Annotated in this window: 27 protein-coding genes; 20 read left to right on the top strand and 7 right to left on the bottom strand. The window is 39.7% G+C overall.

What is annotated here, in order from left to right:
- Window positions 1-28: 28 nt before the first annotated feature.
- From AC1IR0_RS08395 to AC1IR0_RS08425, 7 genes are all read right to left on the bottom strand, one after another.
- A complete protein-coding gene (locus AC1IR0_RS08395; RefSeq protein ID WP_174894566.1) occupies window positions 29-202 on the bottom strand; it encodes a hypothetical protein in 174 nt (57 codons plus the stop codon).
- A gap of 47 nt (window positions 203-249) precedes the next feature.
- On the bottom strand, window positions 250-1,197 hold the full coding sequence (locus AC1IR0_RS08400) for a GGDEF domain-containing protein (RefSeq protein WP_243475489.1): 948 nt from the start codon (window positions 1,195-1,197) through the stop codon (window positions 250-252).
- Window positions 1,198-1,421: 224 nt separating this feature from the next.
- Window positions 1,422-1,775, bottom strand: a complete 354-nt coding sequence (locus AC1IR0_RS08405) for a hypothetical protein (RefSeq protein WP_005104451.1) — start codon at window positions 1,773-1,775, stop codon at window positions 1,422-1,424.
- 643 nt (window positions 1,776-2,418) lie between these two features.
- Window positions 2,419-4,968, bottom strand: a complete 2,550-nt coding sequence (locus tag AC1IR0_RS08410; protein WP_262457374.1) for a S8 family peptidase — start codon at window positions 4,966-4,968, stop codon at window positions 2,419-2,421.
- A gap of 31 nt (window positions 4,969-4,999) precedes the next feature.
- Window positions 5,000-5,962 carry an AAA family ATPase gene (locus tag AC1IR0_RS08415; RefSeq protein WP_262457376.1) on the bottom strand — a complete coding sequence of 321 codons (963 nt, stop codon included), beginning with the start codon at window positions 5,960-5,962 and terminating at the stop codon, window positions 5,000-5,002.
- 161 nt (window positions 5,963-6,123) lie between these two features.
- Window positions 6,124-6,426 (bottom strand): hypothetical protein, encoded by a 303-nt coding sequence (locus AC1IR0_RS08420; RefSeq protein ID WP_004893817.1) that lies wholly within the window; start codon window positions 6,424-6,426, stop codon window positions 6,124-6,126.
- Between the two features lie 96 nt (window positions 6,427-6,522).
- A complete protein-coding gene (locus AC1IR0_RS08425; RefSeq protein ID WP_064101978.1) occupies window positions 6,523-7,170 on the bottom strand; it encodes a LexA family protein in 648 nt (215 codons plus the stop codon).
- 100 nt (window positions 7,171-7,270) lie between these two features.
- Between AC1IR0_RS08425 and AC1IR0_RS08430 the strand changes: the two genes are divergently transcribed.
- The 20 genes from AC1IR0_RS08430 (at window position 7,271) to AC1IR0_RS08525 (ending at window position 22,894) form a co-directional block, all read left to right on the top strand.
- A complete protein-coding gene (locus AC1IR0_RS08430) occupies window positions 7,271-7,459 on the top strand; it encodes a Cro/CI family transcriptional regulator (RefSeq protein WP_064102162.1) in 189 nt (62 codons plus the stop codon).
- A 39-nt stretch (window positions 7,460-7,498) separates the two neighbouring features.
- Window positions 7,499-7,954 carry a phage regulatory CII family protein gene (locus AC1IR0_RS08435; protein WP_064101979.1) on the top strand — a complete coding sequence of 152 codons (456 nt, stop codon included), beginning with the start codon at window positions 7,499-7,501 and terminating at the stop codon, window positions 7,952-7,954.
- A gap of 48 nt (window positions 7,955-8,002) precedes the next feature.
- The gene (locus AC1IR0_RS08440; protein ID WP_479741276.1) at window positions 8,003-8,962 is read left to right on the top strand and encodes a replication protein; all 960 of its coding nucleotides are present in this window, start codon (window positions 8,003-8,005) and stop codon (window positions 8,960-8,962) included.
- The gene (locus tag AC1IR0_RS08445; RefSeq protein WP_005262240.1) at window positions 8,959-9,705 is read left to right on the top strand and encodes an ATP-binding protein; all 747 of its coding nucleotides are present in this window, start codon (window positions 8,959-8,961) and stop codon (window positions 9,703-9,705) included. Before AC1IR0_RS08440 ends, AC1IR0_RS08445 begins: the two co-directional genes overlap by 4 nt.
- The gene (locus tag AC1IR0_RS08450; protein WP_004730172.1) at window positions 9,702-10,019 is read left to right on the top strand and encodes a hypothetical protein; all 318 of its coding nucleotides are present in this window, start codon (window positions 9,702-9,704) and stop codon (window positions 10,017-10,019) included. Before AC1IR0_RS08445 ends, AC1IR0_RS08450 begins: the two co-directional genes overlap by 4 nt.
- 70 nt (window positions 10,020-10,089) lie before the next feature.
- Entirely contained in the window at window positions 10,090-10,494 is a 405-nt protein-coding gene (locus AC1IR0_RS08455) for a DUF559 domain-containing protein (RefSeq protein ID WP_479741277.1), read from the top strand.
- Window positions 10,491-11,183 carry a metallophosphoesterase gene (locus AC1IR0_RS08460; protein ID WP_138742977.1) on the top strand — a complete coding sequence of 231 codons (693 nt, stop codon included), beginning with the start codon at window positions 10,491-10,493 and terminating at the stop codon, window positions 11,181-11,183. Before AC1IR0_RS08455 ends, AC1IR0_RS08460 begins: the two co-directional genes overlap by 4 nt.
- Before the next feature lie 12 nt (window positions 11,184-11,195).
- Window positions 11,196-11,633, top strand: coding sequence for a hypothetical protein (locus AC1IR0_RS08465; protein ID WP_479741278.1), 438 nt, complete (start codon window positions 11,196-11,198; stop codon window positions 11,631-11,633).
- Between the two features lie 397 nt (window positions 11,634-12,030).
- Window positions 12,031-12,267: a hypothetical protein gene (locus AC1IR0_RS08470; RefSeq protein ID WP_004646432.1), complete on the top strand. Its 237-nt coding sequence runs from the start codon at window positions 12,031-12,033 to the stop codon at window positions 12,265-12,267.
- 150 nt (window positions 12,268-12,417) lie between these two features.
- The gene (locus tag AC1IR0_RS08475) at window positions 12,418-12,714 is read left to right on the top strand and encodes a hypothetical protein (RefSeq protein ID WP_479741279.1); all 297 of its coding nucleotides are present in this window, start codon (window positions 12,418-12,420) and stop codon (window positions 12,712-12,714) included.
- Window positions 12,715-13,821: 1,107 nt separating this feature from the next.
- The gene (locus tag AC1IR0_RS08480; protein WP_479741280.1) at window positions 13,822-14,259 is read left to right on the top strand and encodes a hypothetical protein; all 438 of its coding nucleotides are present in this window, start codon (window positions 13,822-13,824) and stop codon (window positions 14,257-14,259) included.
- Window positions 14,219-14,860, top strand: a complete 642-nt coding sequence (locus tag AC1IR0_RS08485) for a putative metallopeptidase (protein WP_479741281.1) — start codon at window positions 14,219-14,221, stop codon at window positions 14,858-14,860. Before AC1IR0_RS08480 ends, AC1IR0_RS08485 begins: the two co-directional genes overlap by 41 nt.
- Window positions 14,861-14,905: 45 nt before the next feature.
- Entirely contained in the window at window positions 14,906-15,403 is a 498-nt protein-coding gene (locus tag AC1IR0_RS08490) for a DUF2280 domain-containing protein (protein WP_180049187.1), read from the top strand.
- Entirely contained in the window at window positions 15,400-17,076 is a 1,677-nt protein-coding gene (locus AC1IR0_RS08495) for a terminase large subunit (protein WP_479741282.1), read from the top strand. Before AC1IR0_RS08490 ends, AC1IR0_RS08495 begins: the two co-directional genes overlap by 4 nt.
- A 12-nt stretch (window positions 17,077-17,088) precedes the next feature.
- Window positions 17,089-18,546 carry a phage portal protein family protein gene (locus AC1IR0_RS08500; RefSeq protein ID WP_313564539.1) on the top strand — a complete coding sequence of 486 codons (1,458 nt, stop codon included), beginning with the start codon at window positions 17,089-17,091 and terminating at the stop codon, window positions 18,544-18,546.
- A 3-nt stretch (window positions 18,547-18,549) separates the two neighbouring features.
- Complete coding sequence (locus AC1IR0_RS08505) at window positions 18,550-19,755, top strand: phage head morphogenesis protein (RefSeq protein ID WP_479741283.1); 1,206 nt, start codon at window positions 18,550-18,552, stop codon at window positions 19,753-19,755.
- A gap of 43 nt (window positions 19,756-19,798) precedes the next feature.
- Complete coding sequence (locus tag AC1IR0_RS08510) at window positions 19,799-20,413, top strand: hypothetical protein (protein WP_479732819.1); 615 nt, start codon at window positions 19,799-19,801, stop codon at window positions 20,411-20,413.
- Between the two features lie 55 nt (window positions 20,414-20,468).
- Window positions 20,469-21,434 (top strand): hypothetical protein, encoded by a 966-nt coding sequence (locus AC1IR0_RS08515; RefSeq protein ID WP_479741284.1) that lies wholly within the window; start codon window positions 20,469-20,471, stop codon window positions 21,432-21,434.
- Complete coding sequence (locus AC1IR0_RS08520) at window positions 21,431-21,817, top strand: hypothetical protein (protein ID WP_479741285.1); 387 nt, start codon at window positions 21,431-21,433, stop codon at window positions 21,815-21,817. The genes AC1IR0_RS08515 and AC1IR0_RS08520 overlap by 4 nt, the downstream gene beginning before the upstream one ends.
- A gap of 3 nt (window positions 21,818-21,820) precedes the next feature.
- On the top strand, window positions 21,821-22,894 hold the full coding sequence (locus tag AC1IR0_RS08525; protein WP_305177297.1) for a major capsid protein: 1,074 nt from the start codon (window positions 21,821-21,823) through the stop codon (window positions 22,892-22,894).
- The last annotated feature ends 6 nt before the right edge of the window (window positions 22,895-22,900 follow it).

Here is a 22,900-nt window from a genome sequence, read left to right on the forward strand (position 1 = left end):
TGGTTTCAAGACTTACCGAAAGTCAAAATTAGTTATCTGAACCAATTATCTTCAAGCATTCAGTATAAATTTCTTTCCAGTACTCAACTTCACCGGATCGAATATTATCCTTCATATTTTGAGTTAATTGATGGGACAATCGTGTTTGTATAATTTTATCAGCCATCTCAATAGCTAAGCGTTTTTCTTCAATTGAAGGCATATTTTTCTCCACCCGATCCAAGAGCCGCGTCGGGTTCGCATTTTTTATTAATTAGTCTCAGGTGATTTGCTTAGGGCTTTATCCTGATACATTTTTTCATCTGCCTCTATGATAGCTGCTGATAGACCGTATGTGGGATTTCGCATTGCAAAACCAATTGCAGCACTAATGCCAGCTTTTGCAATAGCAGTTTGAATTCTGGTTGCAAGTTTATCCGCATTTTCTCGGCTGGTTTCAATACTAAGTACAGCAAATTCATCACCACCTAGACGAGCGACAATATCATTATTGCGTACAGTGTTTTTGAGGGTTAAAGCCATTCTTTGAATGAGTTCATCACCTGCAGCATGCCCCAAAGTATCATTGGTGATCTTGAGGTCATTAAGATCAATCATAAGAATAGCAACAGGGTGACCATATCGTTTGCAGCGCTTTTCTTCTAATTCAATTAACTGGTCCCAAGCACGACGGTTAAAAAGGCCAGTCATCGGATCGGACAATGCCTCCATTTCAAACCGTTCAGCTTTACGTATGTACTCAGCGGCTTTTAATTCAGCTTGAATATTATAGCTAAGCACTTGTGCTAGCAGCTCAAATAATGGAGCTTCCTCGACCAGATTTTTAGATTGAGGTTCAGGATCGATTGCACAGAGAGTGCCAAAAAGGGACCCATCTTCTTTATACAGAGGTTGGCCGATATAGGCTTTAATTGGGACTAAGTGATTTATAGGTGCGTCTACGTAAACTTGAATATCAGGTGAATAGGGGGCAATGCGGGGCGCATTATTTTGTACCATGTGTGAGCAGAAAGAATCTGCCCATCGAAATACTTGTCCTGGCTTAACGTTATAGCCATTATCTTCACTTAGTAACACGATCCAGTCATCACCTTCGGTACGGGTAATCATCCATAACTTAAATCCAAATCGTTGAGATAAGAATTTTAAAATGGCTTGGCCAGCCTCTTCGAAATTCTTAAAGTTAATATTATTCATTAAGTTAGTCCGATGTTTGTACTAAGAGAGATGTGAAAAAAACAATTTTTAGACTACAGCGTCATATATTATAATTTTAAACTGATTAGCTCACTAATTATTCAAAAATTTAACTCACTTTACTTAAAATTTTTAGAAATTCCATCGGCTAATAAATAGGAATATTACTTCATATAATAAAAAGATAACCCACCACTGGGGTGAATTATCCTGCAACAATAATCTTATTTTTTGTATTCAGTAATACTGATAGGTTTGTCTTTCATAAACTCTACAATACCTTCACCAGCTTTGAAGTGAATTGAAACGCCGTCATCATTGGCCAAACGCATACCACTTCCTGAAATAGCTCGTTTAAGGTGATAAACCTTGCCAGAATTATCTGTCATTTCTGCGGTTTCAAAATTATCTGAAGATTTCAATTCAACTGTAAGATCCATTGGACCAGTAAAGTTAATTACCTGAGTTTCAGCTGGAGTATTGCTCACAACTTTTTCTTGCACCACTTCGTTTTTTGGATTTGAAGTACAGCCAGTAATCGCTAATCCTAACAATGCTGCACCTAACAAATATTTCATTGAGACTTACCTTTCTATTTATGAATCATAGGTATCTTTATACTAATTGTTATAATGTAACATTTAAAGGCAAGGTTACACTTACCTTACATAAAGAAAAACCCGACGTAAAGTCGGGTTAGTGATGCTTTGCTTTGTTATTACAGGCCAGGTCATGAGAGGCCTTAAGCTCAATATAAAGATTTAATATTTCAGCAGTAAGAAAGTTTTAGCACTGAATAGAATCTTTCTCTTTGTAGTGATCTAAAACCAAATCCATATCAGCCAGAAGTGCAGCTTCAGAGTATTCACCGGGTGATAGCTTTAACAAGTTAGGCATATAGTTTTTTTCATACTCGCGCGGGTAGTCTCTGCATAAAATTTTAATTCGCGCATCTTAAGTGGTGAACTCTGACTCAAGCTTTTCTATGTATTTACTAAGAATATTATCTGAGTTCTCAAGAGTTGCTGTGTAGATGATTGGATCTATGTCTTCAGTTGGTTGCTTCTGGCAGCCGGTAAGAGCTAAAAACAAGAGTAGGGTGATAAGCGGGATGTGTTTCATAGTTATAGTTTTATTGTTATTGGACTTTGAATTATAAGTGAGTTTGGGAAAAAGAAAACCCACCGGCAGGGTGGGCGAAGTAGAGCTTAAATTTACTGATTAAGTATTTATTGTTACTTTTGTTTGATTATCAACAGTGTTCAGGTTTTCTATTTTGTTGATAATGGCCGAATAAATATCAATATCTTCTTTACAATCTATACTGATAATTAATGAATACCGAATTTTATTCTTCCATCTTTCTTTAGCTTTTGCGCTTTTCCACCATCCTGACACGGGATAGATTGCAATAGTATTCATTGTCATTAGCTCAGCAGCTGTGCCTTTCCAAATATCTGAGTGGATAGAACCTTTGGTTCTTAAATTAGCACCCAATAGCCAACCTTTAGACTCTGAATCAGAATTTTTATATTCATCATATACGTCTTCTTTGTTAATACTAGCTTTAAAATTTTCTAAAGTTTGGTTTGGACTGATAAACTTGAATCGTAGACCATGGGATTGATAGGAAAATCTACTTTTATATCCCTTATTCTGTGGGTTAGGTTCAATGAAGTATGAAAGTGTAATTTTCAATTCAACATTTGAATTTGCTATATTACGAAGAGCCTCGATTGGCCAAGGTAGTTGTATTAAATGCCATTCATTAAGTGAAATATGTGACCCTTTCCCTTTTTTAAAGGGTTTTAGGGTATTTTGAAGTACAACATGAGCATGGTTTTCGTAACTATTTAAAGCCTTGTCAATATTCGGAACACCATAGCCCACTGTTCGTAGGATAGTATCTAAAGCGACGCTTTTCGGTAAATTATCGTTTTCTCTATATTTTTTATAAATATCACGAATAGCTCGAGTATACCTACACGAATGAACTAAAAGTCCTCTAATAGTTTCTGGCCAATAGGTTGGGTATTTGTCAGCTATTAAGGCTGCATAATGTGAACCTAGAGCAGTAGCAGCACTACTGTCCAAATGACTATCAAAAGGGAGGTTCATATCACCAGAAGTTGTCAAGACAGATACATCATCATGATTTGTAATATCTGGTGGAGTAATAGGTGACAAAATTCTATTACCTCCCTCTAGAACAAACTCAGGCTTTAAGGGAGCTTGCTTTCTCCACTCCCAATTTACAGATGTTCTAGTTGAAGGTGAAATATCACCTTTTTCACTCCATGGTTGCCAATTATTATAATTTGGATCTTTAATAGTACTTAAGGCTGTTATAGAGCCCACAGTAATGGCATTCCAACTTTGTGCAGGATCTTCAATTTTGGCCAAATGAGCTTGATCCCAAAGTCCAACTGTAGGATCTAAATCAATATTGTTGCCGGTTGAAATTATAAAAAGACGCTTAGGTGATTGGCTATATTCACCAAATGAAAATCTATCAATCTCTGATGACCATGATGAAGGGGTACCTGTGTTATTAGGATTTGCAGAAATAGCTAAGGAATAGATACGGTTCTTAATATGAGTATTATTAATTTCAATTTTATAAGAAGTTTCGGTTGTTATAGCACCGTACAGCTCAGGCTTATTAAAGCCTTGAGGTGGAAGTATCCGTGCAGACTCGATGACATGATTAATTTTGATAACATCATTGCTCTCCAAAAGTTCTTGAAGAGATCCTAGTCCAGCAATACCTGCCTGCATTGAACCATGTGGCGCGTAAGGCTTCCTTTCGTATATTTTTGGTTTTATATCATATTTAGGCCACGATGGATTATATGATATAGATAGCTGATCTGAACAAATTAGCTTAAGTAGAGGGTGATTATAATTGACGCCGGTATCCAGAATACATACTGAAGTTGTTGGCTCATTTTTTGTTGATATTCGTGAGACTAAGTCATTTATCCAATCATTCTGATCAATACTATTTAGATTTACAAAAAAACTAGGTGTTTCTGGAACATATCTTAATTCTAGTAAATTGGTCATTAGAAAGAGTGATTTTTCTAATTGAGCAATATTAGATTTGATTAAGAAAACCATATTGTTAAAAAAATTTAAATAACTGTTCCCTAAATCCGCATTAATTGATTCAGCGAAGGATTTTACCTGTTCAAAGGTATACTCTGGATTGTCATCAATTTTTTTGATCCAAACTTCCCACCAAATAGTTTGTTGTTTATCTTTAGGAAAATATTCAATTGAATCAGTCCAAAAATCTTTGATACTAGACAATTTAATATGATCAATACTATTCAATAAAGGTTTATTTCTTGGATTTACAGCTGGATCATCACTAATGGTATTAATATATTCATTTATTTTTTTTAAAAAAGCTGTTCTTTTATTATCAGGAATGAAAATGGTAGCTTCTTCAATTTGAGTTAAATCATTGAATTGAACATTCGCTAAATGTATATCTCTAGTGTCTATGGAATCTAAAGGAAGATTAAAGTTAGGTGAGCTACTAATCGTCAAGTAAATGCCATTATGTTGAATATCTCCAATATCTTGAAAAGTCTCAAATTTCTTTTGATTAAACTCGTGTTCAGCTTCAGAAAATTCTATTAGTAAATTATTGGCATGCAGAGCGTAGTTACGAGTCGGGATAGGGGACTTGGGTACATTGTTTTTAGATGTATAACTGAAATTATGGTTTTCACTATTAAAAATAATATGACGCTTCTTACCCATTATATTCCCACTTAAGTTCTATGTTATATATTTATTTCATCCTTCTACCTAATGAAGAAAGAAATATTTTGTTTGTAAAGTAACCATTATTATAAAGAATAGATTCTTTAGCTGCATCATCAAATGCTTTAGAAATATCGCCCAAACTTAGATTTAGTGAAGATTTATTTATTTCATCCCAATTTAAGGTTTCGTGTTTCAAAAAGCTAATTTTAGAATCTATGAAACGCTTAACCTCATCGTGACTTGGTTTTTTAAAAATAATTATGTCATCAAACCGTCTATTAAGAGCAGCATCTAACAACTCTGGATGGTTAGTAGCCGCAATAATAATACTTTCAGTATTCGTTTGCTCTAAAAGAATTAAGAAAGAATTTAATATTCTCCGAATTTCGCCAACATCATTTGTCAGGTTACGTTGAGAGCCTATAGCATCAAACTCATCGAATAAATAAACACCAATATTGTTGCTCATAAACTCAAAAATATTTCTCAGTTTACTAGCAGTTTCACCCATGAATTTAGTTATTAATGACTCTAATACAACACGATACAAAGGAATTTTAAGCTCAGAAGCTAGAATATTAGCTGTTAGTGTTTTTCCTGTACCAGGTGCACCTACAAACAAAATTTTATTTCTAGGTTTTAGTTCAAATTTTTTAAGTAAATTCTTTTGTTTTTGCTCCGTTATGATCATATTAATACGTTCTAAAGTTTCACTCTCAAGTACCAAACTTAGTTTATTAACATGCGGCATAGAAAAGTCAAATAACCCATCTAATTCTTTTTTAGTTTCATAATTAGTGAATAAATCTTGATTTGATGTAGCTTTAAACTGATATGTTTCAATTAAATTTTTTATGTCATTTGCAAGTTTATTGTGGCCTAATCTAGCTTCGCGTGCAGCAATTTGGAGTGCTGTAGCATAAAACCTTTGGTTGTCATTTTCACCATGGCTTTTAATAAGCATTTTAATTTGATCTGCTGTAGCCATTAGTGTAACTCCATAAAGAAAGAAGCATGTAAATGCAAGAGGGAGAATATCATACTGTGGGTACTACTTTATAATTAAACATTCCCACATAACTCAACTATGTTACCCAAACCGCATATAGTGGCTTTTATTTATCCACCCAACAAAAAATGATTGGGGATTTAGAGCGCAGAATACTTTTCTAAAAACTCATCTATCCATCCTTGTGCCACTTCAAGATTGGTTATGTCCGCCAACTTTAGATTAGTCTCTTCTGCTTCGTTAAAGCCCTCAATAATAGCTTCAAAGATATTTGCCTCACTAATGACCTCGCGTGCTATTTCAGCAGCGTCATAGCTTTGCTTGGCCTTCTTAAGCGAAGCTATTTGCTTATCAATCCCTTCACCGATTTTACCTAATGCCAACTTAAACTCTTGACGATTAATTGTTAGCGCAGTTTTGGATTTATTAAGTGTTGCGATCATTGTGGTTTCCTTCTTTTTTTTGGGGGCTACTATATTCAACATCTTGATAAAACCCAAGCCGCCTATAGCGTCTTTTAGTCACCGGTGAATTATTTTTCAAACATCCCGATATAATCCAACGACCTTACCAACAAGCTTGCAACCCAGGATCAATGGCATAGTCTTTTCCGGCCAATCAGGATTTAAAGGTTGTAAATACATATTGCCACTTTCAACAATCAACTTTTTGAAAGTTGCTTCTGCATCACCTTCGCAAGACATAATCACCAGATCGCCAGTTTTCAATTCATCTGGCTGAAAATCAGGATTTACATAAATCTTATCGCCTGGGCGAAAGTCTGGGAGCATTGATTCGCCCACGACTTCCAACCCATAGCCATTCTTTCCACACTTTGGATTTGGCGGAAGCCATTCATCAAATTGTGTACCTGCAGGAACCGATTCGACAGAAGTCCAGCTGCCTGCTTGAACCCATGAAATAACAGGGACAAGGCGACCAGCAAGTGGGAGGGGAATGCTAATATTATTGTCAAACGAAGAGCCCCCTTTACCATTTAAAAGGTAATCAGAAGTAACCCCTAAAACTCTGGCTAAAGCCATTAAACTATCGTGCTTTGGAAGGTTTTCATCTTTCTCCCAATAGATTACGGATGTTTTAGAAACACCAATTGCATCAGCTACTTGTTGTTGAGTTATTTTTTTATTTTTTCTCAAGGCTTTAAGCCGAGTACCTAAAGTTTCCATAAATTCAAGCCGATCCTGTTTGTAAGAAATCTTACCATTTGACTAGGTAAGTTTTATGCTGTTTAATAAGGTAAGAAAAGTTACCTTTAAGGCATTATCTATGACCAAATCAGAAGCTTTAAAACTCTTGAAATGTAATGTCACTGAGTTGGCAGACAAACTAGGCATTAGTTCGCAAGCAATCAGCCAATGGCCTGAGCAAAAAATTCCATTAGCGCGTGAATATCAAGTGCGTGATTTAGCAAATGGATTAAAACCTCTAGATTCCACTGTCTCAAACGTAGCTTAAGCCATAGCTAACTTACAAAAACGTTCAAAGGAATCTTAAATGAACATAACTGATGCGGCATACAACACTGTTCATGATTATCCAGGTGGCGCAAGTGCAATAGCTCCACGTCTAGGAATTAAAAGCCCAGCTGTGCTTAACAGCAAAGTTAATCCAAATACCGATACACACCATCTCACATTAGCGGAAGCCTCCAAGATCATGGCTATCACTGGTGACTTTCGTATTTTGCAAAGCCTGAATGCGGAACATGGCAAGGTATCCATTGATCTACCAGTAATACCTGAATGTCGGGATATAGCATTAACGGATCTTGTCTTAAGCATTGGGATGGGGGGAGGTGATGTTTGCGCAGTCTTCAAGGAAATGATGGCAGATGGACGTATAACACAAGGGGAAGCAATGGATATGTCAAAAGTAATTCATCAGCTTCATATGCTTTTAGCTGAACTGGATACACAAGTTCATACCTGTGTAGAAAAAGAAAAAGCCTGATTTCGTGGATCAGGCTTTATCAATTCAAAACTTTAGAGGGCATTGAATATGAAATCAAATTTAGCACACAAGCAGGGGGTAGACAACGATATTTCGTTACACCCATCCACTGCTAAAAAATTAGAGCGACAAGCCATGTCGAAAAAAGATGATGGGTATTCACCCTTGCCTAATTTCATCTGTGACGAAGGTTATCTGGCTGTATTAAGTGGGGATGCTATTAAGTGCATCGTTCTACTAAATCGTCACATCAAAGGATTTCACTTGGATCAAAAGTCATTAGGTGAAACCTTGGTGATGAAGATCACAGGAATTAAGGACAAGCGCACTGTACGTAAATGTATGGCTGACTTAGCTAAATACCAATTGATCAGCATCACTAAAACACTGGGTAAAAGTAGCTCTTACACCCTGACTTTAGATGATCGTATTTCTATTGAAGTGGTAGCATCAAATGCAACTACATCTAAAGTGGTTGCATCAAATGTAGTGACATCTCATGTCACCACACCAGTAACATCAAATGCTACTACACTAGTAACATCAAATGCTACTACACCAGTAACATCAAATGTCACCACCACTAGTGACATCAAATGTCACTCTGTAAAAGAAATAGATTTAAAAGAAAATATTAAAGAAAACTTTAAAGAGAAAAACACGCAGGAAAATTCGGTTGATCAGGTATTGAATCTCTGGACACCAGATTTACATTCTCTGAATTCTTGGTTACAGCGATCAGGTGAAGCTCCGATGACCCAAGAACTGGTGAATCAGATTTTACTTGAAGTGAATGCTCATTACGAACCACGTTTGAATGCAGGTCAGATTACAGACACCCAGATGTATTCAAACTTCGTGAAGTGGATCAAACGCAAGTTCACTCAAAAACAAAATTCACACTCTGCAGTACCCGCCCAAAACAACCGCAAGGTAAATCAAAACTGGGGCCAGGTTCAACAATACGCACCCGCAACCGATGACATCGACTTGGAGGGCTTAGTATGAATGCAGCAGCTCTACTTGGTTCAAAAATTCAGATCAGCTCTGAATACTGTGACCGCCACCAGATGCAAAAAGTTCAACTGGGTAACCAGTCAATTTGCAAACAGTGTGCATCTGAAATCTTAAATCAGGCCCATCAGGATCATGCAGCCTCTGTCAATCAGATGGTTCGTGAAAAGCATTTTGAAGGCGCGAAGTTACCAGGTCGTCATGCAAACAGTGGTTTTAAGGAATACATCACCACTAACGACGGCCAGAAACATGCCAAAGCTCAGTGTGTGAAATTCACTAAAGACTTTCTGGAAGGCATCACTCGCAATCTGATTATGGTGGGTCGTACTGGTACTGGAAAAACCCATTTGGCATGCGCAGTCGCTCGCAACGTTCTGGAGGCGCGTAAATACGCCCGCTACGTCACTTCTGAAGATATGGCTAATGAGATTGCCAACGCTTGGAAAAAAGCCGATGACAACGAAGCCAACGCAATCTGGCGCTATACCGATTATGACCTTCTGATTCTGGATGAATATGGATTGCATGATCGCCATGAAAACCGCCTGCAACTGGTTCACAAGGTTTTATATGCGCGTTATGACGCAGGTAAGCCGACCATGCTGATTTCAAATATGACCAAGGATGATTTGGCGACTGATTTGGGTGATCGACTATGGTCCCGGTTCCAGCATGACGGATTGGCTGTGGTTGAGTGCAATTGGATGGATCGGCGTGTAGGGGGTGGGGTGTGAATACAACAATTGAAGAATTTTTGAAAAATGGTGGCGAGATTAAGCAAATTGATTCTGATGATCAGTCAAAAATCCATAGGAAAGTTAGCTTTGAAGATCAGATAAGTTTGATGCTTTTTGCTTGTTATGCCACTACGCCATTTTCAGTGAAGGACGTGCAAGAAGCTGTTTTTGATTTTCATAGAACCACTATTTACAGCCTGCTTCAGGAGCATGTCAAAGGTGGTTATTTGGAGCGTGTATCAGAGAGTCATTACCGTGCAACTGCATATGCCAAAGACATTATGAATGTAAAGGGTGAAATTGCCGTATGAAGGATCTAAACAAAGCGCTGATGTTTATTTTCATGGCTATTGGCGCCGTCGTTTTGAGGATGTGGTGTGAATGACCAGCTACTCAATCACTGAATACAAAAAGATGGTGAAAGCCACCAGACCGAAAGGGCGCTCCAAGCGTCCTAAGGTGAAAGGCGAAAAAGTACCGAATGAGTTTGAGGCGAAACTGGCCCGAGAACTAAAGACTTTAAAAATTGAGTTTGAGCAGGAATTTGAGTTTCACCCAAAGCGGAAATGGAGAGCTGATTTCCACCTGGTAGGAAAAAAGATACTGGTAGAGGTTGAAGGTGCGATCTGGAGTGGAGGAAGGCATACCAGAGGCAAGGGGTATATTGGGGACATGGAAAAATATAACGCCGCAACAATGATGGGTTTTCAAGTAATACGGTTTAGTACGGATCAAGTGAAGTCAGGTTTAGCGATACAGCAAATTGAGAAGATGGTAGGGCTATGAAGGTCAAAATTTGGGATAAAGAAATCAAAGGAAAGTTGTATGCCGTTGGTGATATTCATGGCTGCTACAACTTGCTCATGAACCGCCTTAAAGAAATCGTCTTCGACTTTGAAAATGATTTACTGGTGGCGGTTGGTGATCTGGTGGATCGAGGTACTCAGAACGAAGAATGCGTAAGTCTAATTGATGAGCCTTGGTTTACATCCGTAAAGGGTAATCATGAAGATTTGGTCATCATGGGTGATGTTAATCGCTCCTATTCTAATTGCCATATTCAAAATGGTGGTGAGTGGTTTTACGAGCTTGATTATCAAGTTCAGCGCGAAATCATTAAAAAATTAAAAACTCTACCGATTGCTTTAGAGATTAATCACAAAGGTAGAAAATTTGGCTTTGTTCATGGCCATATCGAACAAAACAATTGGGATGAGTTTAAAAGCATTCTAAATAATTTTGATCAAGCTCAGCACATTATCAAAAAGGAACGCTTCCCTACTGAATTAGCAATGTGGGGTCGTGATCGACTGGATGAAGAAAACCAACAATACACCCATGTTTCAGGAGTTGATGCGGTAATCATGGGACATACGGTTACTCAGAAGCCATGCAAGCGCGATAACTGCTACTGGATTGATACTGGTGCAGTTCATTGGGGAACAATGACAATTTTAGATTTAAGCAAGATTTAAGAGGGAATAGGGATGAATGCGATGGTTAAGGCAGAAGTGATGGATTGGGCAAAATATAACATTGATGGATGGTTGGAACAGTTTGGGGCATGGTGTGAAACTGTTCGTATGAAGGGTGGAGATTTACCAGATGGACTACATGTAAACCAGATTTACTGGTTGATCCGTGAGGCTGATAAAACTCCACGTAATTCTAAGTGCTATATCAAGTGTGAGATTAGTGATTTTGAAGCGGATCAGATTCAGGATTTGCTGAAAGGTGTATTCCAGTCTGAAACAGCAGATTTTACGACTAAGTTTGCTTTGATGTGTCTCGTTAAGAACAAGGTGGAAAATAAAGGCTTAAGTCGGGTTGCTCAAGAAACCAACCAATCGAAAGCCCAAGCAGCAATTATGGTGAGTTGTGCTAAATTCTATCTTTCAGGACATGATAAAAGATTGAAAATTTAATCTTGGGATAAAAGATATGAAATTGCCTTTTAGGTTTGTAAAGCTTTCTCAGGGCGAAGTAGATGAAATATTGAGTTATTTAAATGTGTATGGAAGGGTGGATGGTCCATACCAAACCGAAAAGCATACTATGTTCTTCTTATACCCCTGTTCTAAGCCCCTTGAGAGGGGATTAAAAGAATATCTTGAGGATGTATTCTGTCTAGTGGGATTTAGAGATAAATTAATCAAAGGCTTGACCGTCTAGACGCGATATGGCATATTTCTGTTATAGTGACCGAAGTGTACGTTGATGCACTAAGTTGATTTAAAAGCTCATCGAAAGGTGGGCTTTTTTGACATTATTTATTCATAAAATTAAGTGATAATGCCTTTTTGTTTTTGAGCTCTAATTGAAATGGCGATTTTAACTGTTAAAAAACTAGAAGATACTCTCGGTAAATTAGTGGCTGAAGGCGAAAAGCCTGAAAAGATTTTATTAGGCTATAAAGCGTATGGCGAGCTAATGAATGATCGTAGCTTTTTTGAGGAAGTGGCTGGCTCGGCAATGGATCCAAACAAACGAAAATATAAAAATATTAAAATTAAGGTCACTCAAGACGAATACCAGTTTAACGTGAAATGTCAAAAATAGGTTTAAGCATCAAGGAAAGCTCGCCAAATGGTGGGCTTTTTGTTATTTAAAATATTGTTATTTTTATATTTAGCTAAAAAGCAGTTTAATAGTATCCACTATGCTATAAGTCGACTCCGTTATCTATTTTAAATAATCAAATGAGAGCGAATGGATGATGAAGATGGGTATGGATGGTGTGAGCTTATATATGCTGAAGCACTAAAACTATATAGACCGTCGAAATATGAAGCAGTTAATAAACTTAGATTCCTTGCCTCAATTTTAGAGCTATTTGCTGAAATACGGAATGAGGATGCAATTGTTGAAGTTAAAGCTGCGAATATAAAATTTAAGTTTAGATCTAAGAATTATGTATTTTGGGTTTTTGAAATACCTGATTACAAAGATCGAAAATTATACTTGGCATATATGAATAATCACTTAAGTAAGTTATTAATAGATTAAAAAGAAGCTCATCGAAAGGTGGGCTTTTTTATTGCTTAAAATTTATTACATGAAAAGAAAAGCAACTTAAACTCTATATTTGAAAACAGTTTCTTAATATTTTCTATACTTTCTTATCGAAGCCTTGGTGCTATATTGTTTTTGCGATAAGAAGAAGATGCAATACGAAGAAAGTGACTACAGCACTGGCCCACTTATTTGACGAGTAAGTGGGCTTTTTATTGCCTGTAAAAAGGCGACCCAAGCCTACTGGAGTGCTGACCAGTGGAACATGCCATCGAGTAAACTTCCTTCGGGAATCTAGACTAGGGAGTAGCGTCCCGACCTAAAGAGGATTGAAAGCAAGTAAAGCAGACCGTGCATGTTAGGTGTGTGTGATTGTGAGTAGCGTTTGGCCCTGCGAAAAGGGCTTTTTAATGCCTGAGAAATATTAGTGTAATCACACCAAGTTAAAATGCTTGATTAACCAGGAATGAATCTTGCTTAGTTCGACAAAGTTAATGACATTATTTCAGTAATGAATATTATAAATTTATGTTTTATAAGTGAAGATAACTGACATTTCTTGCGACATGATTGCTTGATTGTCCAGGAGTAAAATCATGCTTAGATTACTGATGTGTTTATTCGGCCTACACGGTGCGACTGAGATCGATTACACGATTGATGATGAAGAAATCAAGGTGTGTCGGGATTGTTTGAAAGAAGTTGAATAACAACCACTCAAGCAAAGAGCTGTTTCATAAAGCTGTAATATTTAAGCAATATAGTTGCTCTGCAAAAGAAGAAAGACGTTGTGACGCAAGTCAAGCCCGTTTAATTGGAGAGAGTTAAACGGGTTTTTTATTGAAATATATTGCTATTTTCCTTTTGTCGAACGTATTACGACTCAAACCCCGTCATTAATTTGTCGGGGTTTTTCTTTTCTTATTGGTGATTACATGACAGATAAAGTACAAGCGAAACAAGACTTAGAATTTTGCAGTACTGAGCTGTCTAAGTATCAAAATCTCAGCAGATCTGGATTGACGCGTCATCAAATGATAGTAATCGATGAAATTATAATTAAGCTGAAAGAACGCATTAATAATTTACGGTTCACTTTGTATGGATGAAAAGGCTTATAAACTTTTCACCCAAAAAATCCCGCCAAAAAAGAAATCGCGTGTCAGACCCCTACCCAAAGCTGGTGAAAAATACTTAGAAGCATTCGATCGATTAAAAGAAATCTTGGATCGGAGGGAAATCAAATACGAAGAATATTTTCACTTTAAAAGTACGAAGCACTGGCGTTTTGATTTACACCTGGTTGGCTATCTCACATTAATTGAAATTGCTGGTGGACCTTGGTCTGGTGGTCGAAAAGGTAAATTAGCCACAAAAGCCTGGAGTATGGATCGCTATGACCATGCTGAAGAAATGGGTTACCGCTATCAGCGTTTTGAAGTCTCAGATATCAACATGGGCCGGACTACGGCGTGGCTTAGAAATTTAAAGGCATCTTATGGAACAGTTCAGACCATTCCCACCGACGGATCTGATTGATCAGGCTGAGGAAGAGGAAGCGATTCGCTTGGCACCGGCACCAGAGCTTAAAGAGTGGGTCGTGAATAACTGGCTTACTCTCGGTGGTGAACTACATAACCCCGATCATGATCATATTGCTGAACTACTCCATGACAATGAAGAGTTCCTTGCATTCGCATGGGCTTCATCTGCCGCCGTAGCGAAAAAACGTATGGTGCTGGGGCAATGTGAAAAGGTCATGTTTAACCAGGGTGGCTGGAAGAAAGCACGTCAGGAACAGCAGATGCGGGATTGGTTCGGCTTTGTGCCTCAATACTTGATTACTGTGGATGCAGCATATTGTGAGCAAACTTCAGATCGTGAGTTTTGTCGTCTGATTGAACATGAGCTTTATCACATCGGTGTTGAACGTGATGCAGATGGCGAGATCATTTATAGCGACCATACTGGTTTGCCTAAGCATTACCTGGCTGGCCATGATGTTGAAGTGTTCTTTGGTGAAGTTAAGCGTTGGGGTGCAGATGAGTCAGTAAAAAGACTTTTGGAAATCTCCAAAAATGCGCCGTTTGTATCTGAAAAAAGTATGGCTGCGTGTTGTGGGAACTGTGTCATCGGTTAATTTTTTTGCCCACTTTCCTTGATGTACCTTGATGGATGGTGATTTATGGCAAGACTTAAAAAACACGAAAAAGTATTTATAGTTCGAGCACTTGCCCAGTTTATGACCCCCACTCAAGTAGTAGAAGACATCAAGGTAAAATTAGGAGTTGATGTTTCCCCACAACAAGTGGAGACATATGATCCTACCAAAGTTGCAGGTGCTGACTTATCACAGGAATTTGTAGATCTATTTAATGAAGCACGTAAGCAATACATTGCCCAGCCGATCTATAACATTGAAGGTGCTAACGATATTGTGCAGCTTCAGATACTGAGTGATTTGCTGGTTTCAAAAAAAGGTAACGTGGTGATGGCAATCAAACTGATTGATCAGATGCAGAAGATTGTCAAAGGCCACTATGAAAAGAAAATAGAGATTACCGGTAAAGACGGTGGACCTATTCAGCAAGAAACTAAATCAACGCATCAATTCACACCAGATGAGCTTAACGGACTATCCGCGCAAGAGCTTTCGCGTTTAGCAATTAATGGCAAGTTATGACTTACGCAATCGAAGATATAGCGCCACTAATTAAAGAGTGGACGATCAATACGCGTCTGCCTGAAATCATTGAAGAAATGAAACGGCGTTATTACTACCGGATGCTGATAGAGCAGAATGAACTAAGTCGAGAGGCTGAAATCTACAGATGTAAGAGTAATCCGGCTCATTGGTTTAATCACTGGGTATGGACTTACGATCCACGGGGCATGCCTTTCGGGTTACCGGCCAATATTCCTTTTGTTTTGCGTCCGGGTCAGGTTGAACTCGTTGATTGGCTGATTGAACGTGAAAGTACCCAGACCCATGGCTTAATTGAAAAAAGTCGTGATGAAGGGATGAGCTATGTAGTCCTGGGCTTTTATTTGCATCGGTGGTTATTCGTTGAAGGTTTTGCTGGTGGTGTCGGTAGTCGTAAAGAGGATCTGGTTGATAAGAAAGGCGATCCAAAAACGTTACTGCACAAATTCAGGGATATGTTTTCCAAGTTGCCGGACTGGATGAAGCCTAAAGGCTTTGTTGAGAAAGTGCATGACAACTACATGCGAATCATTAACCCGGACAACGGCGCAACCGTCACTGGTGAAGCTGGTGACAACATTGGCCGTGGTGGTCGTACTACAATGTACTTTCTGGATGAATGGGCATTTGTAGAGAGACAAGAAGCTGTAGACGCCGCAATCTCTCAAAACACCAACGTACACATCAAGGGATCCACTCCTAACGGTATTGGGGATAAGTTTCACCAGGATCGTTTTAGTGGACGTTACGCCGTATTCACAATGGCATGGCGTGATAACCCAGATAAGAATTGGCAGGTCGAATTTAATGGCAAGCTAATTCATCCCTGGTATGAAAAACAATTGGCCACACTAGACGATATTGTTTTAGCTCAAGAGGTTGATATTGATTATGCCGCATCGGTGGAAGGTGTATTAATTCCATCAGCATGGGTGCAAGCTGCAGTTGATGCTCATCTTAATTTGAATATTCAGCCTTCAGGCGAACGTATGGGCGCGCTTGATGTGGCAGATGAGGGTAAGGATAAAAACTCTTTTGCCGCACGTCATGGCATCGTACTGCAGTATTTGGATACTTGGTCAGGCGTTGGTGATGACATCTTTGGCACAACTCAGAAAGCAATTGATGCTTGCCTTGATTTACGTTTGAACTCCTTTTACTACGATGCTGACGGTCTTGGTGCTGGTGTCCGTGGTGATGCTCGAGTCATTAATGAGCAGAATCGATCTAAAGGGATACCGGAGATCGAGGCCAATCCATTCCGTGGCTCAGGTGCAGTTCATAACCCTGAGCAGGAAATGGTTGAGGCGCGTAAAAACGTAGACTTCTTTGCCAATCTTAAAGCTCAGATGTGGTGGTCACTACGCATAAGATTTCAGAATACTTATCGAGCCTTACAGGGTATGCAATATGATCTAGACAATCTTATTTCGCTCTCTACCAAAGACATAAACAAGCAGGAGCTTGAACAGCTCAAGCGAGAGTTATCGCAACCCACTTATACAAAGAATGGTGCAGGCAAAATCTTAGTCAATAAGCAACCGGACGGGGCCTTATCTCCAAACCGAGCAGACAGCATCATGATTTGCTTTAGTGATATCCGTGAGCGAAAACGGAAAAAACCTGCAGGTGCAGGTACTCGAACCTATTGATAAGGAAAAAACATGGCAAAGTCTAAAAAGGACAAAGCGTCAAAGAAGGCTTTGTCTTACGGCAATTTATACACTCAAGAAGCAGTCACTCAGTTTCTGGTGAACTTTGGCAAGCAACCAGATACCGATGAAGTGCTGCGCAAAGCTGGAATTACACGCCACAGATTGCGTGTACTGCTTGATGATGACGAGATTGCACAAGTAGTTGAAACACGGATTGATGCACTTTTAGCAACGCCATTGCGAATTGAACCAAATGATACGGATGAAGCGGAAAAGCTGAATCTCATCCTGAAAGAATGGTTCCATGAAATTGCGACTGCTGCCATGAGTGCACTGTTCTTCGGGTACTCGGTTCAGGAAGCTGTATATGAGCTAAAGTCGGAAGGTTATATTGGTTTGCAATGGATTGGTGAAAAACCGATGCAATGGTTTGAGCCTAAGAATGATGGTCGGCTAATCTATCGTCAGGATGGAAACAATGCAGAGCATGAGGTAGATCAAGCATTCAAATTCTTCTTAACACGCCGTAAAGCCACATACGAACAGCCATATGGTAAAGCGCTATTAGCCACGCTGTATTGGTTATTCTTCTTTAAGCAGAATGGCTTCAAATTCTGGGCGAAATTCCTCGAACGTTTTGGAACACCAATCTTACTGGGTAAGTGCAAAGATACTGAAACTGATGATATGAGCAAAGCCTTGTTAACTGCTCATGCTCAAAGCGTATTGTCGATTGATGCAGATGATGATGTTCAGATTCTTTCCGCACCAGGAACAAACGGTTCAGCAGGGGCAGCGTTTGAGGCATTTAATAATCAGCTGATTCGTCAGATCCAGAAAGTTGTACTAGGGCAGACACTTACCAGCGGGACTGATGGGAAGGGAAGCTACAGTCTTGGTCAAGTGCATGAAAATGTACGAATGGATAAGCTTAAATCTGATATTAGGCTTGTCACACCAACTTTACAGGCTGTGGTCAATGCTCTATGCGCTTTAAACGGTTGGGGGGATTATGAAGTGATGCTTGGTGAGAAACCAAAACCACTGAATAAGGACCAAGCAGAGCGTGATGTCCATTTAAAGAATGCGGGTGCAAATCTGTCTAAAGAATATTTTGTTCGCGAGTATGGTCTACAGGAAGGGGATTTGAATGAGCAGGTTCCTACCAGCTTCAATCAATTCTCTGCATTACCTCGCCAAGCATTCAACTTTAAAGCATCAGCCAATAAGCTCTCGCCAGAACAGCAGGAAGTTGAAGAACTGACTGATGGTCAGGATGAATTGCAGTTACTGAAACCGGATAAGGTCAAGGAATTGGTATTCAAGTCTGATAGCCCTGAAAGTCTGGCTTATAACCTGATGCAATTAATACCTGGTGCAACACAAACTCAGTTCACAGCCAATTTAGATCAAGCTTTGTATGCTGCGGATGTGTTGGGGTATGTGACAGCTCAGAATGGGAAGTAAACCATGCAACCAGTCACATTCCTTGAGGCGCTTCGGTACGCTCACAATAAAAAGATCGTGCTGCCTGATGAGTTCTATTCGATGGATCTAAAGACTCGGCAGATGGCTACTACGGTTAGCTTTCTATCGAGTCTTGAGCAGATTGAGACGGTCATTAAGGCAGTCAATAAATCTATTGCCGATGGCGGTACCTTTAAAGATTTTCAGAAGCTGATTGAAGAGTCTGAAATCATTCTGCCAAAGCATTACCTGGACAATGTATTTCGTACCAATATCCAAAGTGCGTACGGTCACGGACGGTGGCAACAGCAACAAAGAAACAAAGCTAAACGACCATATCTGATGTATTCGGCGATCAATGATAGCCGGGTACGTCCTAGTCATTTGGCTCTGAACCGGATTGTTCGGCACATAGATGATCCATTCTGGCTGACACATTACCCGCCCTTGGGCTTTCGTTGTCGTTGCACCGTGATTGCCTTAACCGAGAAGCAGGCATTGAAATACGGGATTACACCTGAAGATCAATTGCCGGAAGTTGCTGAGGCATTGGATTGGAGTTCTCATCCGCTGCAGTTTGGTGAACTTGAAACACTGGTGGATAAAAAGATCAGTACTTCAAGTCTGGATAAAGAATATCTACTCGAACAGAAAGAAGTCATCAGGGCAGAATGGACGGCGAGTAAAAAGCTCACTAGTCTGTTTGCTCCTATGGATGATAAAACTCGGGACCTGTTCGACACGGTGGCCAATACAGTTATTCCACTTGATCCGCGCATTAGACCGAGTGCAATCCGCACCTTCCTGGATTATGTGCAGGGGAATGATTCAGCGCTGACCAGCTATTTAAACTCAGCTACAAGCTCTCTGGCTGATGATGTGCTTAAGCGCTGGCTGAGTACCGACATGGCAGCAATTCAAGCTGTGGCGAGCAATGCGGCTTCAACCGTAGTAGGTGCTGCAACTCTTAATCAAGTAGCGGCTTATCAGGTAGGGCAAACAGTTCAATTGAATGCGCCGTTGCTGATGGCTGATACAGCTTCAGGTATCGCTATTAAGATTGAGAATGCTCAAGGGCTAGGTATTGATCTAGACATCCTAAATGCTGGCAACGGCGTTTTGATACCGATGGGATTGTCTTTTGAAGTGGTTTCGATTGAGGTGGTTGAAGGGCAGATGATTTATACCATTCAGGCTTTAATGAATTAACTATCTGTATTAGATTAAGATGTTTTTTTAATACTTAGATAATATGGAAAGTTTAGTCAAAATATTAGCTGTTATCATCCCAATAATTGTCCCATTACTTCTTGCTTTTCTAAATTCAAAATATTCAATTAAAAAGCATCCTAAGGAGGAATTTGCGGAGGATGTTGTGGTTGCTGAAAAGTTTGCTGCTATCCATGATTCAAACATATCTCACTTAGTCAAAGATAGATTGGCACAACAGTTATTAGAAACTAAGAAAATTACCTATTTGGAAGTTGCATACTTCTATAAATACAGTGATATGGAAAAATGGATTAATGAGTATATCCGTGTAAAAGATAAGCTCAAATTGGTTCGTCATGGTAATGGAAAGATAATTAAGATCCATCATCCATATTCAAGAAGCAAAGTTGCATCTTTTGCTTTGGGTTATATTGTATTTGCAGCTATTGGGCTTCTACCTTTCTTATTTATTAATACCTTTATTGAAATTTTTGAAAGTCATATGCAATCAAAGCAATACTTGGTTATTTTCAATATATTTACATGGCCTATCTTATCAGTACTTGTTGCTCTGATCTTTTTGCTTGAAGGGTCCAAATATCAAACTGCTCATCGGTTTGTTAAAAAATTCGAAGCAGAGTCTATCAAGGTATAAGTCTTAAACAATTTGAACCGCTCCTTATGGGGCGGTTTTTTATGGAGCATGAAAAATGCCAGATCAAAATGAAGAAAGGCTGAAGTATCTCTTCAATGCCTCGGCAATTGAGGTGCCTAAAGCTGAAGAAGGGCAGAAGCGGAAATTTAAAGGCACTGCCTATGCCGGTGGGCGGGTAGATGGTCACTGGTATTGGGGGCGCTCAGGTGTGGTGTTTGATCTTGATGGGATTGAGATTGATAAGCCGACAGCCTTACTAGAAGAACACTTTGGTTCAAGTCGAATTGGTGTTGTTCAAACCGTAGATACCAATGGAAAGATCGACGTATCAGGTGACTTTCTCACGAATGCAAAAGCACAGGAAATTGTTCAGGACTCTGATGATGGTTTCCCGTTTCAGATGTCGATGATGATTGATCCTGGATCTATCGAAGAAGTGTCTCAGGGCAAGACAGTCACTGTGAATGGTCAATCATTTGAAGGTCCAATCACTATCTTCCGTCAAAACCGTATTCGTGAATTTACGATCTGTTCCACCGGTGCTGATCGCAATACATCAATTAAAGCCTTCTCGGGCAAAGCCAACCCAAACCCAACCAAAGAGGACACCAACGTGAACGAATTAGAACAGGCGCAAGCCGCACAAAAGCAGGCTGAGACTGAGCGCGATAATGCCTTGGCTGAACTTAAGCAATTCAAGGCGCAAAAGCGTGCTGATGAAATTGCAGCCCTAGAAACTGAGTTGAAAACCCAGTTTAGTGCTGAAGATAAAACCGCTTATACCAATATGGATGATTCTGTTTTTACCTTCGCGGCTAAACAACTTCGTCAATTCTCTGCAGGTAATCAGCAGCCACCAGCTGGACAACAGCAACAACCTGCACCAAGTGTAAATCCGGCATTTGCACATTTGTTTAGTCATCAAGCGAACAGTGGGCGCGGCCAAGCTCCCCAAGGCTCAGCTCTGGATCAGGCATTCAATCAGTTTATGGCAGCGCAGCAACAAGGAGTTAAATCATGAGCCATGTAGTAACAGGCACTATTGAGAATAAACAGCTGGTAGTCGGTGATGGTGTTCGTACTGAAAATGCCAAAGTAAAAACAGCCACGGCGTATAAGCGCGGGGATCTACTGAATGTGGGTGCTAACAATATGGCTGACCATCCGGTTGTCACAGAAGGGGTAGTGGGAGACTGGAACGCTATCGCTATATCAGATTTTACTGTAGAGCAGGCCACTTATCATGCTGCCAATAATTTGGAAATGCCAATTTACGTGCAGGGTGCTTTTGATATTGCAGTCGTTACAGTGAACGGAGCGCCGCTGACCACTGCTCAATATGATGCTGTGCGTGCACAGGCCTTAAAAAACAAAATCGAACTTCGTAAGGTTGTGGGGAATTAAGACATGAGTCAAACTTTTACATTTCAAAATGCACCAGTTGAATTGCTGGATGTACCACAGCTGGTGTTGCTGACCGATACTACTCAAAAGGTGGATACCTGGTTGATGGATCGCTTTTTCCCTCAACGTGTTTCGTACACTAAAAAAGAGGTTCCAGTAGGTGAGCTGAATACAGCAACCCCACTTGCGCCGTTTGTTACTCCAACAGCAGCTGGTCGGCAGATCAAAGTGGGTGAATCTGGTAACGTGAAATTCGTTAAGCCGGCTTACTTAAAACCTATGATGACGGTCATGCCGAGTGAAGTGCAGAACACCGCTCTTATCGCACGTTTACGTCAGTTCGGCGTAATTGCCACCGGTTCAAATCGTTTGTCTGATGCGGATCTTCTCTTAATCGATCAGGCTCAAAAAGCATTGTACCTTCGTCAGTCAATTGAAAACCGAAAGTTATTAATTGCGCGTGATGTCTTGCTCTACGGTAAAACCACTTTTGCTTCTGCAGACTTTCCGATGTACGAAGTGGATTATGAGCGTAATCCAGCGTGTAACTACGCACCATTAATTAAATGGGGGCAGGTTGGTGCGACTCCAGTGAAAGATATTCAAGCCATGATTGACTTGTCTATCGAGCACTCAGGTACATCACCTATCATGGCTCTGACCACTTCTAAGGTATACAACACCTTAATCAAGGACTCAGAGTTCAAAGAAAAATTTATTGCGCCGTACGCTGGTATTAGCGTTCCACTTACTCCGACTTTCGATCAAGCGGATAAGCCTCAATTCCGTGGCACAGTGGATAATATTGAAATCTGGACTTACGACGTGAGCCACAATATGGGTGGTTCCTCTGATCGCTTTATCCCTGAAGACTTCTTTGGCCTTGTTTCCGATGCGAATGGCTGGATAGCACATTGTGCATTGCAAAATGTTGAAGCATTTGGCCAAGCTCTGGAATTCTATTTGGGTCAATGGCAGGAAAAGAACCCTTCAAGTATTCAGATGCTTGCTGAATCATCTCCGCTTGCTGTTCCAAATAACAAAAACGGTTTAGTCGGTGGTCGCGGCTTCGTTTAAGGAGAA

The organism is Acinetobacter sp. 129952, from assembly GCF_056642055.1.

Coding starts and splice junctions, on each gene's coding strand:
- AC1IR0_RS08420 (WP_004893817.1), bottom strand. CDS start 6,426: ATGATCGCAACACTTAATAAATCCAAAACTGCGCTAACAATTAATCGT.
- AC1IR0_RS08425 (WP_064101978.1), bottom strand. CDS start 7,170: ATGGAAACTTTAGGTACTCGGCTTAAAGCCTTGAGAAAAAATAAAAAA.
- AC1IR0_RS08395 (WP_174894566.1), bottom strand. CDS start 202: ATGCCTTCAATTGAAGAAAAACGCTTAGCTATTGAGATGGCTGATAAA.
- AC1IR0_RS08400 (WP_243475489.1), bottom strand. CDS start 1,197: ATGAATAATATTAACTTTAAGAATTTCGAAGAGGCTGGCCAAGCCATT.
- AC1IR0_RS08440 (WP_479741276.1), top strand. CDS start 8,003: ATGAAATCAAATTTAGCACACAAGCAGGGGGTAGACAACGATATTTCG.
- AC1IR0_RS08505 (WP_479741283.1), top strand. CDS start 18,550: ATGCAACCAGTCACATTCCTTGAGGCGCTTCGGTACGCTCACAATAAA.
- AC1IR0_RS08415 (WP_262457376.1), bottom strand. CDS start 5,962: ATGGCTACAGCAGATCAAATTAAAATGCTTATTAAAAGCCATGGTGAA.
- AC1IR0_RS08430 (WP_064102162.1), top strand. CDS start 7,271: ATGACCAAATCAGAAGCTTTAAAACTCTTGAAATGTAATGTCACTGAG.
- AC1IR0_RS08470 (WP_004646432.1), top strand. CDS start 12,031: ATGGCGATTTTAACTGTTAAAAAACTAGAAGATACTCTCGGTAAATTA.
- AC1IR0_RS08520 (WP_479741285.1), top strand. CDS start 21,431: ATGAGCCATGTAGTAACAGGCACTATTGAGAATAAACAGCTGGTAGTC.
- AC1IR0_RS08495 (WP_479741282.1), top strand. CDS start 15,400: ATGACTTACGCAATCGAAGATATAGCGCCACTAATTAAAGAGTGGACG.
- AC1IR0_RS08445 (WP_005262240.1), top strand. CDS start 8,959: ATGAATGCAGCAGCTCTACTTGGTTCAAAAATTCAGATCAGCTCTGAA.
- AC1IR0_RS08435 (WP_064101979.1), top strand. CDS start 7,499: ATGAACATAACTGATGCGGCATACAACACTGTTCATGATTATCCAGGT.
- AC1IR0_RS08485 (WP_479741281.1), top strand. CDS start 14,219: ATGGAACAGTTCAGACCATTCCCACCGACGGATCTGATTGATCAGGCT.
- AC1IR0_RS08405 (WP_005104451.1), bottom strand. CDS start 1,775: ATGAAATATTTGTTAGGTGCAGCATTGTTAGGATTAGCGATTACTGGC.
- AC1IR0_RS08455 (WP_479741277.1), top strand. CDS start 10,090: ATGACCAGCTACTCAATCACTGAATACAAAAAGATGGTGAAAGCCACC.
- AC1IR0_RS08410 (WP_262457374.1), bottom strand. CDS start 4,968: ATGGGTAAGAAGCGTCATATTATTTTTAATAGTGAAAACCATAATTTC.
- AC1IR0_RS08500 (WP_313564539.1), top strand. CDS start 17,089: ATGGCAAAGTCTAAAAAGGACAAAGCGTCAAAGAAGGCTTTGTCTTAC.
- AC1IR0_RS08515 (WP_479741284.1), top strand. CDS start 20,469: ATGCCAGATCAAAATGAAGAAAGGCTGAAGTATCTCTTCAATGCCTCG.
- AC1IR0_RS08490 (WP_180049187.1), top strand. CDS start 14,906: ATGGCAAGACTTAAAAAACACGAAAAAGTATTTATAGTTCGAGCACTT.
- AC1IR0_RS08465 (WP_479741278.1), top strand. CDS start 11,196: ATGAATGCGATGGTTAAGGCAGAAGTGATGGATTGGGCAAAATATAAC.
- AC1IR0_RS08525 (WP_305177297.1), top strand. CDS start 21,821: ATGAGTCAAACTTTTACATTTCAAAATGCACCAGTTGAATTGCTGGAT.
- AC1IR0_RS08475 (WP_479741279.1), top strand. CDS start 12,418: ATGGATGATGAAGATGGGTATGGATGGTGTGAGCTTATATATGCTGAA.
- AC1IR0_RS08480 (WP_479741280.1), top strand. CDS start 13,822: ATGGATGAAAAGGCTTATAAACTTTTCACCCAAAAAATCCCGCCAAAA.
- AC1IR0_RS08510 (WP_479732819.1), top strand. CDS start 19,799: ATGGAAAGTTTAGTCAAAATATTAGCTGTTATCATCCCAATAATTGTC.
- AC1IR0_RS08460 (WP_138742977.1), top strand. CDS start 10,491: ATGAAGGTCAAAATTTGGGATAAAGAAATCAAAGGAAAGTTGTATGCC.